This window comes from [Clostridium] aminophilum DSM 10710, assembly GCF_000711825.1.
GTDB lineage: Bacteria > Bacillota > Clostridia > Lachnospirales > Lachnospiraceae > Clostridium_R > Clostridium_R aminophilum.
On record NZ_JONJ01000002.1, the window covers coordinates 17046 to 33329 of the forward strand.

Annotated in this window: 11 protein-coding genes and 1 tRNA gene; 10 read left to right on the plus strand and 2 right to left on the minus strand. The window is 50.7% G+C overall.

What is annotated here, in order from left to right; all coding sequences use genetic code 11:
* Positions 1-183: 183 nt before the first annotated feature.
* From BR86_RS0102015 to BR86_RS0102025, 3 genes are all read left to right on the plus strand, one after another.
* Complete coding sequence (locus BR86_RS0102015) at positions 184-2121, plus strand: GGDEF domain-containing phosphodiesterase (protein ID WP_031471341.1); 1938 nt, start codon at positions 184-186, stop codon at positions 2119-2121.
* Positions 2118-4190: a sensor domain-containing diguanylate cyclase gene (locus BR86_RS0102020; RefSeq protein ID WP_031471342.1), complete on the plus strand. Its 2073-nt coding sequence runs from the start codon at positions 2118-2120 to the stop codon at positions 4188-4190. The genes BR86_RS0102015 and BR86_RS0102020 overlap by 4 nt, the downstream gene beginning before the upstream one ends.
* 93 nt (positions 4191-4283) lie before the next feature.
* On the plus strand, positions 4284-5096 hold the full coding sequence (locus BR86_RS0102025; protein ID WP_031471343.1) for an NAD(P)/FAD-dependent oxidoreductase: 813 nt from the start codon (positions 4284-4286) through the stop codon (positions 5094-5096).
* A gap of 128 nt (positions 5097-5224) precedes the next feature.
* On the opposite strand, the gene BR86_RS0102030 is transcribed toward BR86_RS0102025, so the two are convergent.
* Positions 5225-5297: transfer RNA gene (locus BR86_RS0102030), tRNA-Lys, on the minus strand.
* A 275-nt stretch (positions 5298-5572) separates the two neighbouring features.
* On the opposite strand from BR86_RS0102030, the gene BR86_RS0102035 reads away from it, so the two are divergent.
* The gene (locus tag BR86_RS0102035) at positions 5573-6370 is read left to right on the plus strand and encodes a LytR/AlgR family response regulator transcription factor (protein ID WP_031471344.1); all 798 of its coding nucleotides are present in this window, start codon (positions 5573-5575) and stop codon (positions 6368-6370) included.
* A gap of 152 nt (positions 6371-6522) precedes the next feature.
* Here BR86_RS0102035 and BR86_RS0102040 read toward each other — a convergent pair whose 3' ends face one another.
* Complete coding sequence (locus BR86_RS0102040; RefSeq protein ID WP_051684520.1) at positions 6523-7875, minus strand: ComEC/Rec2 family competence protein; 1353 nt, start codon at positions 7873-7875, stop codon at positions 6523-6525.
* A 359-nt stretch (positions 7876-8234) separates the two neighbouring features.
* Here BR86_RS0102040 and BR86_RS14980 point away from each other — a divergent pair, with 359 nt between their 5' ends.
* The 6 genes from BR86_RS14980 to thrH all read left to right on the plus strand — a co-directional run bounded on the left by BR86_RS14980 (position 8235) and on the right by thrH (position 16137).
* Positions 8235-12554 (plus strand): EAL domain-containing protein, encoded by a 4320-nt coding sequence (locus tag BR86_RS14980; RefSeq protein ID WP_051684521.1) that lies wholly within the window; start codon positions 8235-8237, stop codon positions 12552-12554.
* Positions 12555-12598: 44 nt separating this feature from the next.
* The gene (locus BR86_RS0102055) at positions 12599-12868 is read left to right on the plus strand and encodes a hypothetical protein (RefSeq protein ID WP_031471348.1); all 270 of its coding nucleotides are present in this window, start codon (positions 12599-12601) and stop codon (positions 12866-12868) included.
* 109 nt (positions 12869-12977) lie between these two features.
* Positions 12978-13397 carry a hypothetical protein gene (locus BR86_RS0102060; RefSeq protein WP_031471349.1) on the plus strand — a complete coding sequence of 140 codons (420 nt, stop codon included), beginning with the start codon at positions 12978-12980 and terminating at the stop codon, positions 13395-13397.
* A gap of 395 nt (positions 13398-13792) precedes the next feature.
* The gene (locus BR86_RS14985; protein ID WP_051684522.1) at positions 13793-14314 is read left to right on the plus strand and encodes a C40 family peptidase; all 522 of its coding nucleotides are present in this window, start codon (positions 13793-13795) and stop codon (positions 14312-14314) included.
* A gap of 288 nt (positions 14315-14602) precedes the next feature.
* Complete coding sequence (locus BR86_RS0102075) at positions 14603-15409, plus strand: Cof-type HAD-IIB family hydrolase (protein ID WP_031471351.1); 807 nt, start codon at positions 14603-14605, stop codon at positions 15407-15409.
* A 122-nt stretch (positions 15410-15531) separates the two neighbouring features.
* Positions 15532-16137, plus strand: coding sequence for a bifunctional phosphoserine phosphatase/homoserine phosphotransferase ThrH (thrH, locus tag BR86_RS0102080; protein WP_031471352.1), 606 nt, complete (start codon positions 15532-15534; stop codon positions 16135-16137).
* Positions 16138-16284 lie beyond the last annotated feature (147 nt).

Below are 16284 nucleotides of genomic sequence, written 5' to 3' on the forward strand. Positions count from 1 at the left end.
AATAAGACCGAATAGGAATACCGCAAATATGGCGGGCGGCGTGGGAAAAGGCGGGAAAAGTTATATTCTTTCCCGATTTTGCCGAAATAATAATGATGTATATTTTCGGAAACAATTGTCACCTGAAAGGAACTGCAGTCTTTGGTTTCAACGGTCTGCACCTTTCAGATGGGAGAATGAGACATGTTTTTCAAGATAGAAGAGGAAATGCGGAAGAATCCGCTGTACTACGCGGATGAGATCAACCGGATCAATCTCCGCGCGGTTTCCCTGATTCCGCTGATTGGAATTCCGGCAAGCATATTCAATATTCTGGCCCATATGATCATGACCCGGCAGACTTACGCCCAACAGATCGGAATCATTCTGCTGGTGTATTACTGTGCTGTTCTGATGATCTCGAAGGCCGCTTCGCTGGCTCATTATACCGGCGGAACGACACTGATCTATCTGGTTCAGGCCCCGGTCTATCTGATCACGATCCTGAGCGGAACGGTTCTCGATCCCGATTATCAGGCCATCACGTTCCTTCTCTATCTCATTGCCCTTCCGCCGTTTGTTCTTGACCGGCCAGGGAAGGCGATCGGCGTGATGAGCCTGTGGACACTTCTGTTTATCGGACTGAGCCGGATCTGCAAGGCGGATTCTGTATTCCGCGGGGATTTTCTGCATGCCATGCAGGCCTATTTCCTCTCGCTCGGAGCACAGATTATTATTCTCGACAGCCGTTTTAAGATGATCCGGAATCATCTGGAGATGATCCGGTATTCCGAGACCGATGAACTGACCGGGCTGCTGAACCGGCGTTTTTTTCTGCTGAATGTGTCGAAGCTGATTATGGCGCGGAAAGCGTCATTTATCCGGGCGGAAATCTGTGAAGTCGGGGAGCGGGACGGAATTCCGGCGACAGAATTTACGGAAAAATCGGTGGAGAAAAAAGTCCGTCCGGTCAATCCCAGCCCTCTTGTGATCGCCGCCTTTGATATCTCCCAAATGCGCAGTTATAACGAACAGAACGGATACCACGAGGGAAATCAGCTTCTGATTGAGGTCGGAAAACGCCTGTCGGAGGAATTTCCGGGCTGTCTTACCGCGCGGTTTGAGGAAGATCATTTTTATGTATTTGCGCATCAGAATATGGTGGAGCTGGCGATCGATCATCTGCGGGAACATCCGGTTCTGGGAACATCGGGGCATCCGATTGTGATTACGATCGGAATGTACCGCATAGCGGAAAATGATTCCGTCACGATGGCCTGTGACCGCGCGGCGCTTGCACAGCAGAGAGCGACCAAGGCACAGCCGGTACGGGTTTACGACGAACAACTCCGGACGGAGCATGAACTCACGCAGCATCTGCTGAACCGCTTTCATGAGGCGATCGCTGCCCGCGAATTTGAAGTTTATTATCAGCCGATTGTCGACAGCCGCACCGGAGAGATCGTCTATATGGAAGCACTGGTTCGCTGGATGAACCCGGAGCGCGGACTCATTTCCCCTGGGGTGATTATTCCTCTTCTCGAAGACAACGGATATATCACCGAACTGGATCTGTATGTTGTCCGCCGCGTAGCGGAGGATATGCTGGCGGGGGATCGGGAAGGGTTTCCGAAGAATCCGGTCAGCGTCAACCTCTCAAGAATGGACTTTTCGGCGAAAGATATGCCGCAGGAAATCACCGCCATTCTGGACTCCGCGAATATTCCGCGCAGCCGGATTATGATTGAGGTGACGGAGAGTGCATTTGCCATCGCCAATGCGCGGATCCGTGAATCGCTGATCCGGTTCCACAGGCTTGGATTCAAAGTATGGATGGATGATTTCGGAAGCGGTTACTCGTCGCTGAATCTTCTGCGGGAATTTCATTTCGATACGGTGAAATTCGATATGCAGTTTGTGAAGAATCTGGCCGATGAAGAAAAGAGCCGTACGATCCTGAGGCATCTGATCGAGTTGGTAGAGGCACTCGGCATCGTGACGCTGGTGGAAGGTATTGAGACAGAAGAGCAAAAAGAGCTGATTTCGGAGATGGGCGCACGGCTGATGCAGGGATACATTTTCGGACGGCCGATCCCGTTTGATGAGGTACGGGAAAAATACCGGAAGGAAGAGAGCGAATGAGAAAGAATATCGAAGAATGGATGGAAAATATTCCCGGCGGAATGATCATATTCCGCGCGGATGATTCCAGTGAGATTGTGTATGCAAACCGGAGAGCCATGGAGATCTACGGCTGCTTTTCCATGGAAGAACTCCTGAAACTCACCGGGAAAAGCTTTATCGGCGGAATCTTTGAGGAAGACCGTTACCGCGCGGAAAAAGGCATCTGGGGACAGATTGACACCGGGAAACGGAATTATGATCATGTGGTTTTTCGTGTGCACACCAAAAACGGCACCATGCGGCAGCTGGATGCCTTCGGCCGTCTGACGGACGATCCGGATTTCGGTTTTGTCTTTTACGTCTTTCTGGCGGACAATGATCAGGTTCTGGGCGGATATCAGGCCAGAAGAGCCGCGTTCGAGCATTTTATGTGTGAGGGCGAGACCAACGGAAAAGATCTGACGGAGCCGGGGTATAAAGGGTATCTGTATTTCAATCTGAGTAAGAGCGTGCCGGTTTTGAAATATGACGGGATCCGTTATATCCCGGACGGAGAAGAGAAGACGCACACGTACGAAGACCATTTTGAATTTGTGATGTCGCGGATGTTCAACGATGAAGACCGCCGGAACGCGCAGAAGTATTCGAGAAGTCGGCTTCTCACCTATTACCAGTCCGGAAAGCGGACGCTCCAGACAAACCTGCGTTACCGGTGCCGCGGCGGATGGATCAATATTCACACCGATTTTATGATGACGGAGGATCCCGATACCGGCGACGTGATCCTGCTGGTGCAGAATGAAAACAACTCCACGGAGATGCTGTTTGAGAGAATCATCGGAACCGTAATTACGGATCTGTTTGAGGAAATGATCTATATCGACGGACCGGCGGATGTGGTGCTGGTGGAAGATCACCGCGGCGAAGAGCCGGTCCGCGTCAAAGCGTCGTTCCGAGCCTCGACAAGACGCATCTGTCTGGAGACCGGACTGTCGGAAGAGAAGCCGGAGGATTTTCTGGTCACACTGGGCAATGTGGCAGCGGATGAAGAAAAAGTGGGATGGACCTTCCGGAAAGACGGGCGCATCAAGCTGGCGCAGCTCCGGGAACCGTATCGGGGATCGGGACAGTTTTTTATTCTGCTGAATGATATTACCGACCGGGTTGAAGAGTATATGGACCGTTCGGAAACGAACAGTCCGGAGTCGGAGAAATCGTCGGCCCTCGCCCACGAGTACTTTACGGTGATTGAAATCGATGTGAAGGAGCGGAAAATCAAACCGTATAAGATCTATGACAATTCGCCGCAGATTCTGGTGGACCTTATCAACGAGGGCGATTATGACAAGGTGTGCCGAGCATTTACCCGATATATGGTCTCCGGCCGTTATCAGAAGACCTTTGCCAAATACAGTCAGCTGGATTATATGGCAAAACGTCTTTCGGAGATCCCGACCTACGATTACATTTTTGAGTCCAGCAGCGGATTTTTTACAAAATTCCGTGCCGTCCGGATGAAGGAGATAAACGGCGAGGTGACCCGGATGATCGTCGGTTTCTCGGACTGCGATCAGGAAGTGCGAAATTACAATAAAGTATATCAGGAATCCATGACGGATGAGCTGACGGGACTGAACAACCGTTTCGGACTGCGGGAGGATTTCAATGGCTTCCCGGGAAGAACGCTGGTGATCGGCCGGTTCGATATCGACGAGTTCCGCAGAATCAACGATCAGTGCGGACACGATGCCGGAGATGCCGCGCTCCGCGATTACGCACAGCTCCTTCGGAAGTCATTTCAGGAGATGAACATTTACCGGTACGGAAGCGACGAGTTTTTAATAATCGGTGATTATCTGCCGGGATCATTTGAACAGAGCATCGCGGCGTATCAGTCCGGTCTCGAGAGCATGACGGTTCCCGGCACGGAGCAGAAACTGAGCGCAAGCGTGGGATATGTCACCGCATACTGCGAGTCCAATGAGATGCTGAGGCACATGCTCCGCGCATCGGGCCAGAATCTGCAGAAGGTAAAGAATAACGGAAAACGAGGCATCTTCGGATGTATTTACAGGGAAGAAAACTGAGCCGGTTGACAGAACGCGTCAGATCCGTTACAATACAGAAAAAAGATTGCGCACAATTTAATTAAGGCGATTTCTGATGGAGAAAGGACTGATATGATGTATGATGTGATTGTGATCGGATCCGGTCCGGCTGGACTTTCCGCAGCCGTTAATGTCCGACAGAGAGGCGGGAGCGTTCTGGTGATCGGAACCGCGCAGGACAGCAATCCGCTGTATAAGGCAGAGCGGATTGACAATTATCTCGGACTTCCGGGGCTCTCCGGAAAAGAGATGCTGGAGGTTTTCACCGAGCACGCAAAAAAGATGGGCGTGGAGTTTGTTCAGAACCGTGTTCTCAGCGCGATGAATATGGGAAAGACGTGGATGGTCGGCGCCGGGAGCGAAGTATATGAGGCATATGCGCTTGTGCTTGGCGGCGGAATTGTGAGAGGACAGGCATACCCGGGAGAAAAAGAGCATCTCGGCCGCGGTGTGAGCTACTGTGCCACCTGCGACGGCATGCTGTATAAAGGAAAGAAAACGGCGGTTATTGTCTACGGCGACGCCGATAAGAAAGAGGCTGATTTTCTGTCGGGAATCGGCTGCGAGGTAACTCTTTTGGATAAACCGAAGAGCGTCGCGATCGAAGATGCGGAGGCCGGTGTCCTGCTGACGGCCGACGGGGAGCAGTATGAGGTCAGTTGCGTCTTTATTCTCAGACCGTCTATCGCTCCGAATGACCTTTTCCCGGCGCTGGAACTGGACGGAAACTTTATCCGTGTGGACCGGTCCATGAAGACGAATATTGATGGACTCTGGGCTGCAGGAGACTGCACGGGAACTCCGCTTCAGGTTTCCAAGGCGGTCGGTGAGGGACTGATTGCCGGTCAGGCCGCGATGGCCCATGCGGTAAAACAGAAAGCATAAGAATGATCCATAATACAAAAACGCTCCGCCTTTTCCGGTTCGGATAGGGCGGAGCGTTTTATTTCATAGGGAATTTCGGAGAAATTTCCTATGAAAAAAAGGCTTTCCGAAGATCGGAAAGCCTTAAGTGCGCCTTCAGGGACTCGAACCCTGGACAAATAGATTAAGAGTCTACTGCTCTACCAACTGAGCTAAAAGCGCGAACAAATGTATAATATATCATCCGGACTAAAAAGTCAAGAATAAATTTTAAAAAACATAAAAAACCACAAAAAGCGTGAGATGACATTCATAACAAAACTTAAAATAATATTATACAAAAACTTATAAAACTAATCAAGAACCAATTTTGCAGCCATCCCTGGTTTTTTGGGACTGTTTTTTGGCTTTTAAATTCAATAATATTAGTATGAACAATAACAAATCTGTGGTGGGAAAGCAGACTTTTTTCAGAAATCAGTAAAGGGGAGATGGCGATGAAAAAAGAGGAATTGAACGAGGCGATAAGTCTGACGCAGAGATTTCTCAGGGATTTTTACCAGAAGAATCCGGAAACGGTTTTGGATCTGTGTCTTCCGGATGTGAGTTGGATCGGCGGAAAAATGGGACAGTTCGATCTGAGTCTCGAACAGGTTCAGGCAGATATCCGTTATGCGGCGGAGTCCTCAAGGTGCGGTCATATCCGGAATCAGGAGTATCATGTGGCTGCCAATACAGGAATCAGCTGTACGATCATCGGTCGTTACTGGGTGGTTGACGACGAAGATTATCTGATTCAGGAAGAAAAACGATGTGTAGTTGTGTGGAAACAGTTCGCCGGTCAGCTGAGAATTCAGCATCTGGCAGTTTTCTCACCGATGTCCCGGGGTGTCCTGCCGGAGCAGGACGACTTCGTTCATACGCTGGAGGACGCAAAACGGCATTATACGGCGGGACAGTCCGATCATCACGGCAGTCAGCCGAAACTGATGCTGAAAGATGTAGAGGGCACGATTCATTTTATAGATACGCTGTCGGTTCTCTATGTGGAGTCTTCCAAACGGTATGTCAATATCACGACCGTGGACGGAACATTTACCGTTCGGGAAGCGATATCGGATATGGAAGAAAAACTTCACGATCCGTTTGTCCGGGTTCACCGCCGATACATCATCAATGCAAATTATGTGCGTGAAATCGACAATTACGAGATCTTTATGGAGAACGGCTTCCATTTCGGCATTCCGCCGAGAAATATGGCCGGTGTCAAGCAGCAGCTTGCCTCGGTTCTGTGAGCAGAACTTTGGCCGGTTGCCTGAGATATGAAAAAAAGGCAGGATGTGCATTCAGGGGGAGATGCACATCCTGTCTTTTTTACGCGGCTGTCTCGACAAATCCCCGCCGCGGATCATGGCAAGGTGACATCTGCCACGCGCGGCGCAGGAACTTACGGATGACAGTTTCCACAGGGTTTATACCCCTGCGCGATCGCCTCATCCCGCGTTCCGTGAAACTCCTTTTTGTTGTGGTCCTTCATCTTTTTTACCGAGCTGCAGTCCGGGAGATGGAAGATGCGGCTGGAGATGTTCAGAATATAGCCGGACGTTCCGCTGCCGGTACCGGACGGAACGGCTGAAACGGCTGAAACGGCTGACCCCTCTTTGCCGGAGGCGGCTTTTTGACCGGTTTTCTTTCCGGATGTGGAAACGCCGCTTCCGGGTGCATACGGATCTCCGGAAGGTGTTTTCTCCGAGGAGAAGGAAATGACTGTTCCATCGCTGATACAGGTGATGGTTCCGCACTGATCGGTGCGGCGGAGTTCTGTCCCCGCGTCGCGGAGACGGCTTGTGACTTCGTCGTGAGGATGCCCGTAAGAGTTGCCCTGCGCGCAGGAAATTACAGCGTATTCAGGATCTACGGTGCGGAGCCACAGGTAGGAGGTGGAAGTGCTGCTCCCGTGATGTCCAACCTTGAGTACGTCGGCCTGAACGGATCTGCCGGAATTCAGAATGGTCTCTTCCTCTTCCCGTTCTGCATCACCGGTAAAGAGAAAATGAGTCTGCCCATAGGTCACCCGAAGGACAATCGATGTGTTGTTTTTATTGTCTGCCTGTGCAGAGACCGGCCCGAGGATTTCAACCGATGCGGAACCGAGCGGCAGCACATCTCCCGCTGCGGGCACCTCGAGGGAGACATTTTTTTCTCCGAGTGCCTTTACGAGGTCACGGAATGCTTCCGTCGTGTCGGTTAAGACCGGCGAAAATGCACGCCCGATATCTGCGGCGTGCGGGGCAGCGGCAAGCCCGCCGATATGATCTTCGTGGGCGTGTGTTGCCACAAGATAATCCAGTTTCTGAATACCGCGTTTTTTCAGGGCGCTGAAGACAAAGGAAGACGCTTCCTTCGGACCTCCGTCGATCAGCATGGAGGCACCGTCGCAGGTGAGGAGAGCGCTGTCACCCTGACCGACATCAAAAAATTCGATTTTGAGACCGCTCGACTGCGGCGAGGCCGGCATAATGGAGACAGAGTCGGCCGCTTCCGGATCCGTGATCGACGGGATGTCTCCGAAGGAGACGGAGCTGTCATACGGGGCGGCTTCAGGGCCGGCTCCGGCACTGCTGTCGGCATGTTCGTCCGGACCGGCGCTGCCGTTTGATTGTCTGGAATCTGACTGAGAATCCGCAGAAGCGGATGCGGCCGAAAAAACGGATGCGGCTCGGCCGGCGGAAGAACAGCCCGACGCGGTCATTGCGGCAGCAAGCAACAGGGAGAGTAGAGTGATCGGTTTGTGTTTCATGATTTTTACATCCTTTCTAATGTAATATTATAGCATCTGCTTTGGAATCTGAACAGAAAACCGGACAGACGTTCGGCTCAGAGTGCCGGAAAACTTTGCGGAAGAAGGGAAACGAATCCGGAAAGAAAATCGGGGAAAGAGGTTGAAAAAGAATCTGTTTGCTGAAAAAAGAATCATAGGAAACAGAGTGCATAACCGATCGAAAAAAGGGTATAATATAATCAATATACCTTTGTCGGAAGAAACCGGCGTCCGGCTTATCGCATCGCCGGTTCGGACGAAGATTATAGAGAATAGGATAAGGAAGAGTGCGGCTATGACCGCATTCCAGGCAGAATCTCTATATATGGAGAAGAATTATGGGAACTTACAGTGAAGAGAGAGACCCTCTGACAGGTCTCCTGACGATGATGGGATTCTTCAATGCGGTTCATGACCGGAAAGAAAAGGGTTTTGATATGGCATACCGCATCAACGGAAGAATCATATATTTTAACCTGACAGATTTTAAGTATTACAATGCGTCCCACGGTGTCGAAAAGGGAAATGAGATTCTGAGGAGTCTGGCAAGAATCCTGTCGGAAGAGTTCATGGGATATGACATTGCCCGTTTTTCGGATGATCATTTTGTCCTGTTTACATCGATGGTCGACGTTCGCGAACGAATCGTCCGTGTGAATGACCGTCTTCTGATTCTCGCCGAAAACGGCGGTTTTCATCTGAAGGCGGGAATCCGGAATTGTCCGGAGGATGCCATGGGGAAAAATGCGCTCAGCATTCTCTGCGACCAGGCGAAGATTGCCTGCGACAGCATCAAATATGATGTCGGTCAGGTCTACTGTGTATACAGCGAGGAACTGGACCGGAATATTGCGATGCGTTCCTATATCACCGAGCATATCCGGGATGCGGTCAGAGAAGGGCACATCCACATTTTTTATCAGCCGATTATCCGGACGCTGACGGGAAAACTGTGCGGATTTGAGGCGCTGGCGCGATGGGTCGACCCAAAATTCGGAGTGATCTCTCCGACAACTTTCGTGCCGATCCTTGAACACGCGCATATGGTTGATATTCTGGATATGTTTGTGATCGACGAAGTGGCCAGAAAGATCAAGAATCAGCTGAATTCCGGGCAGAATGCCGTTCCGATTTCCTTCAATCTGTCCCAGGTGGATTTTGTGACCGCCAAACCATTCGAACTGGTGGATGAGGCTGTGAACAAATACGGCATTCCGAGAGAATTTCTCCGGATTGAGATCACCGAGTCGACGCTCATCGAAGATCCGGAGCGCGTCCGGACTTCCATTGACCTCTTCCACGAGAATGGTTATCAGGTGTGGATGGATGATTTCGGCAGCGGATATTCTTCTCTGAGCATGCTTCACAACTATCACTTCGACGAGATTAAGATCGATCTGATGTTTCTCCGCAATTTGACATCGGAGGCGAAATCGATTGTGACGAGCGTGATCGACACGGCCAAGCGTCTCGGAATTCACACACTTGCTGAGGGCGTCGAGAATGCCGAGCAGTTTGAGTTTCTGCGCAGCGTGGGCTGTGAGAAGATTCAGGGATATTATTACGGCAAGCCGCAGGAAATGGAAGCAACCCTGCAGCACTGCGAAAATTACGGTATGGAGATGGAGACTCCGATGGAGTCCCATGTCTTTGACGAGGCCGGGAAATTCAATGTCCTGACGGACGCGCCGGTGATTCTGATCTATCAGAACGGACCGGAGATCACGCCGATCTACGCGACGGAAAACTATTTTAAGATCGTTCGCCCGGGCGGTTTTGATTCTCTGAGTCAGCTGAAAGACGATATTCTGCTGGATCCGTACGGGACGGCAGAGCGCATCCGGGTGGTTGCCCAGCGCGCACTCGAAAACGGAACCGTGGAAGAGATGAGCTTTGCAAGGAACGGACGGTATTTCCGGATCTGTCTGGAAGTGCTTGCCGGCAACAAGGACATCTCGATTCAGAAGATCACGATGACCGACATCACGATGGACACGGATGATGAGGAAATGATCCGGTTCGACCGCGTTCTTCGAAACTCCATTTCCCTGTTCGCCCAGGTCTATATCATGAACTTTGAAAAGGACGAAATTCATGTTCTGACGTCCGCGGGAATATGGGATAAACCGGGCGAAATCATCGCCGGTCTGGATGAGCATGCGAGAGAATTTGCGGATAAGGGCGTTTTCCCGGAAGACAGAAGACGTTTTCTGGAATTCATCGACTGGACGACCATGTCGGAGCGGATCTCCGCGAGCAAAAAAGGTTTTCTGATCAACAGCTTCCGCGTGCGGCAGCCGGACGGAAACTATGCCTGGAGAGATTTTACGGTCCAGCTTCTGTCGGTCAGGGAACTCGGAGATGTGGTGATCTTTGTCCGGGAATCGGTGCTGGAAAACTATCAGGATCTCGGGATTACGGGGGTGGTTTCGGAGAGTGCCGGCGAAGAGATCCTTGTCGATGCGGATGGAGAAGAATTCTGTACTTCGTCGGAACTCTGGTCCAGTTATGTGAACAATTCCGATCTGCGGTATTTCTGGAAGGATAAAAAGCGCCGCTTTGTCGGCGTGAGCAGGGCGTTCCTGGATGCGTTCGGTCTGGAGTCGGAGAGTTCGCTGATCGGCAAAACCGATGAGGAAATGCATTGGCATATCGACGACGAGCCGTTTGCCGACGTGGAGAAGAAGGTGATTGACCGGGGACTGACGCTCTCCAATCAGATCGGGCAGTGTCTGATCCGCGGAAGAAACCATACGATCAGTTCCACAAAATTTCCGATCTATCATAACGGCAAAATTGCCGGACTGATGGGATATTTTGTCGATACGGAAGAGGTCGAGAAACAGCACCGCGAGTGGAACAAACTTCATACGATCGATCCGGTGACCGGATTTATGAATGAGAGTGGAACGTTTGAATCGGTATTCCGTTACTACGGAAACTACCGGAAGAACGGACAGGACTTTATCTGCGCGATCGTGAAGGTTCCGGAGTATGAACCTCTCTTCCGGGCATACGGTCCGGAGGTCGGAGAAGAGCTTCTGAAGCAGATTGCCCAGTGTTTCAAAAAACATTTTGCCTATGGAATCGCCATCTCGAGCATGGGGAACGGCCGTTTCCTTCTGGTGGACAAGAATAACGACCTCTCCGAAGTCCGCAACAGGGTTCAGGAGGTTCAGAATGACATTCACCGGATCCATGAAGTGATGGGATACAGCTGCACGCTGTTTGCGCATTATGCGCTGGTGCAGGCTTCTGAAACCAGGGATATCACCGATCTTCAGCAGCTTCTCAGTGTCCGGCTGAAAGAGGCGATCGAGTCGGAGACCAATCTGGAACTGTTTGTCGGAGACCGTGTTCTGTTTGACCGCGAAAAATACGATCAGAGTGAGGAACGCGTCTATATGGCGGATCCGAAAACCTATGATCTGATCTATATCAATAAGGCGGCGCTCCGGGATCTCGGATATCCGGAAAATTACGATTACCGCGCCAAAAAATGTTATGAGGTGCGCCGCAGGTTAAATGCGCCGTGTGAAAACTGTACCAATCAGGTTCTGCGCCGCGACCGGTTCTATACCTGGGAATTCCACAACAATGAGACCGGAGTGGATTATCTGATGCGCGAGACCCTTGTGCCGTGGCGCGGCCGCAATGTCCGTTTCACCGGCGGAACCGAGATTACGAGTCTCCTGAATAATGTCGGAGAAAACCGGAGTCTCATTCACCGTGAGGTCGGTGTCAACGACGCGATCACCGTTGCGCTTCGCGAGGAAGATCCGGATATGGGGATTCTGAGCATTCTGGAACGCATTGTCCATGAAGTGGGGGCCGCACATGCTTTCGTCTTTGAGGAAAATGCGGACGGTTCGGCGCTTCGGACCTATCACTGGCCGGGAAGTGACTCGGCGTGGCTTCTCACACCGGAGGAGATGAACACGTTTTCGGAGACATTTTCCGCAAACCGCATCGCGAGAATCCGCGATCGGGAAGAACTTCGGGAAGTCCGTTTCCACGCCTATTCGAGGCTTGCCAAGCGCGGAATTGAGAACTATGTCATCGTGCAGCTTACCAATCAGGGCGTCCGTACCGGGTTCTTCGGCGTGGACAATGTGCCGCCGGAGAAGCAGGATGAAGCAGAGGTGCTTCTGCACACGCTGTCACGGTTTATTGCGATTCTGATCCGGAACCGCGATATGATGAAGAACTATAACGAACTTTCACGCAGAGATTCGCTGACCGGAACGCTGAACCGCCGTGCATTCATAGAAATGCTGGAGCGAATGGAGGCAAACGGGAAAACGGCGATCATCTACGGCGATATCAACGGACTCAAGGAAATGAACGACCAGCACGGTCACGACGCCGGCGACCGGCTTCTGGTCCGCGCTGCGGATGTCATGATCCGTGTTTTCGGCCGCAATAATGTGTTCCGCATGGGCGGGGATGAATTTGTCATTATTCTGCGCTCCGCGACGGAAGATCAGGTGGATGACCAGATGCGGATGCTGCGCGAGATGTTTGAACAGAACAGCGTCAGCGTTGCGCTCGGATGTGTCTGGAGAACGAAAGAGTTCGCGAATGTCGATGAACTGCTGAAAGAAGCGGACCGGAGAATGTACGTCAACAAGAAGCGGATGCATGAGAACAGGGCATAACCGAACAGGGAAAGGAGAACCGCTCATCGGGCGGAAGACATTGTATGAAGATCAGAGATTTTAAAGGGAAAAAGGTGGCGGATGACATCTTTGACATCGAAGTGGAAGGCATCGAGTTCATGGATGACGACTGCGAGGAATCGATCGTCGTCAGCTTCGGCGACGGAGAAGGTGCAACCATATTCTACGATGCGGACCGACGGGTCCGCTTCGTGGAATTCGACGGGAATCTCACGGAGGATGACGAGGAACATGAGGACGTGGCGGCATTGACCAGAGTTCTCAGTGAAATTACGGATCCGAAGAACCGGTAAATGTGGAACGCGGGGACGGAGTCAGGGGGTCAGCAAAAATTCTGCTTCCTATCAGAGCGAAATACCATTATAATAAAAAAGATGACTATCGGTTTTAACGGAGGTAATTATGGGTTACTTTTATACATTTACTTGTTCTTCCTGTCCCCACACCGAGTCTGTGAAAACAGGCCGCAGCTATTTTGACAAGAGCAAGGGACTCCGGAAACAGGCGTTGAAAGGTACCTACGGAGAAAAGATTCAGCAGGAGATGGAGGCACATCCGGAATATGTTCTGGATCAGGAAAAATGCCTGTATGTGTGCAGCTGCGGATGCTGGACCAATGAATTCAAAAAGAACATTCTGAGCGCGAATCCGCTGGAAACGGATGATTTTAAGGTTGTAAAGCAGAACAGACATGTCTGCCCGGAGTGTGGAAAAGTGATGCGAATGGTAAAAGAAAAGGAGATTATGGATCTCGCGCTTCGCTGTCCGGACTGCAGGAAAGAGATGCATGCGGAACCGGATGACTGCGGTTTCTGTGACTGATACGATCTGAGATAGAATTTCCTTTTATTTCAAAATGTAATAATTTGATAAAATGAAAAATGGCTCCTTTGAGCCATTTTTTTTATAGGAAATTTCTCCGAAATTCCCTATGAAAAAACGCTCCGCGAGGATGCGCACGCCGCTGTAAGGAAGCTGTCACCTAACGGTGACCAGCGGCGGACTTTGTTTTGCGCGGATCCCCCGCCAAAGCCTATGCTTGCGGGGATTGTTCTTTCATAGAAAGAGGGCGATTCCGCAGAAACGTAACACATTTGTAAAATATTTAGCCTTTGTTCATAATTTGTTCATATATACCTGATATCTTAACATTGTAACAAAAATGAAACAAATGAAATGATTTTGAATTATATAAACACAATGTTAGGAGCGATTGGATGATCGAAACACATAATTACGACGGTACGATGACACTGAGAACGGCAGTATTTGGAAAGATCGCGATGATTTTCATGATCTGGATGATGGTATTTGCTTTCGGATCCTTCAAGGCTTACGCAGGTCCCTCCGAGGAGGAACTGGTTGGCATCGAGGAGGAAGAAGAGGAGGCAGTTACCGACGGTCAGGACGTGGTCGATTTTGCCAGCCAGTTTATCGGTAATCCGTATCGTTACGGCGGAATGTCCCTGACAAAAGGAACAGACTGCTCCGGATTTGTGAAATCGGTATTCGCCAATTTCGGATACAACCTTCCGCACCAGTCCCAGTCCATGATGAGCGTCGGAACCGCCGTTGCAAGTCTTGACCAGGCGGAGCCGGGAGACATTATCGTTTATCCGCATCATGTCGGAATATATGTCGGCGACGGTCAGCTTCTGAGCGCACTCGGAAGAAAATACGGCATCACCGTTCACTCCGCAACCTATTCCAGAATCAAAGCGATCCGCAGACTTGTCTGACAGAAGAATGACAACAATGAACCCTTCCGATATATTGAGAACCAGCCGGGAGCTGAAAGGCTTTCGGCTGGTTCTCTTTGTACAGGGAAGAGTTCTGCATTTTCCATGCAACAAGAAAACGTGAGGATGCGCACGCCGCGGAGGGACCGCTCCTTCATCCGTAGACCGCGCTTCCGAAAAAAACGCGCGGAGGAAGAGGATTTTGGGAGTATGGTGGATTTGCCGTCTGTCTTGTGATAAGATATTGACCATTAACAGAAAAGACTGATTGGGAGTATCGAGAATAAAATGAATCGAAAGATATTGTTTTTTGATGTGGACGGAACACTGATGGGATATGATCACGTGATTCCGGAGTCGACAAGGGTTTCCTTAAAAGAGACCAGAGAAAAAGGAAATCTGGTATTTGTGAATTCCGGCAGACCGGTCGGAACACTTCGCGGCGTTATGGAGATGATGGACGGTCTTGTGGACGGATGGATCTGCGGATGCGGAACAGAACTGATCGATAGGGATCAGAGCATTCTATATTATAAGATGTCGCAGGAGCAGGAACAGAAGGTCCGCAGTCTCCAGGATGACTGTGAGATCGCCATTTTTCTGGAGGGCAGAAAGGGATGGCAGAACCTGGCGGATGACGCATTTCGCCTCCGTCATCCCGGACTTCGGGTCTTCTTTGAGAAGATGGAAGCGTTCAATGCCCTCGACGGAAAAGAAAGCCGGGAGACGTATTTTGAGGCATCCAAATTCTGCGCGAAATCGGACGAGAAGACCGATCTTGAAAAATTCAAACGACTGGTGGATGAGTATGGCTTCGATGTCATTGACCGGAACGGGATGTTCTTTGAGTGTGTGCCGAAGGGATACAGCAAGGGAATCGGTGTGACCAAAATGCTGCAGCATCTGAATATTTCCCCGGAAGAGTCCTTTGCATTCGGCGACAGCACGAACGATATCGAGATGTTCCGCGCCTGCGGGACGGCGGTCGCCATGGGCAAACATGATCCGGAGCTGACGGCTTATGCGGACTACATCACGACTGATCTGAACGACGACGGAATCCGCCGCGCGATGGAACATTTCAGCCTGATCTGACCGGTATTACGAATTGGCATTCCGGAGAGCGACTTTCATACTTTAACTTTATAAAGCTCTGTGCTATCATCAGACTGTAGTCTGCGATGTGCAGAGAATCAGAGTTTGACAGGAGGAGCGGAATGTATATTACTTGTCTTGATATGGAAGGCGTGCTGGTACCGGAGATCTGGATTGCGTTTGCGGAAGCGAGCGGAATTCCGGAACTGAAGAAGACGACCCGTGACGAGCCGGATTACGATAAACTGATGCGTTGGAGACTCGGCATTCTGAAAGAGCACGGACTTGGCCTCAGAGAAATTCAGGAGGTAATCGCAAAGATCGATCCGCTTCCGGGTGCAAAAGAGTTTCTGGACGAACTTCGTTCTTTCTCACAGGTTATCATTATCAGTGATACCTTCACGCAGTTCGCTCAGCCGCTGATGAAGAAACTCGGCTGGCCGACCCTGTTCTGCAATACGCTGGAGGTTGCACCGGACGGTGAGATTACCGGCTTTAAGATGCGGATCGAGCAGTCTAAACTCTCGACTGTAAAAGCGCTCCAGTCCATTGGATTTGAGACCATCGCTTCCGGAGACAGCTACAACGATCTCGGCATGATCCGGGCGAGCAAGGCGGGCTTCCTCTTTAAGAGTACCGACAAAATCAAAGCGGATAATCCGGATCTTCCGGCGTATGAGACCTTCGATGAGCTGATGGCGGCGATCCGTGAGGCAATGAAGGATTGAGAAAAACGAACAAAAACCGGACAAAAAACGGATTAAAAAACCATATAAGGCGATATTGATTCTTAGACTGCCCCGTGCTATGATACGGGGCAGTCTTTCCTGTTCCATAGGAAATCGCTCGGCGTTTCCTATGAAACGAGTCGAAAC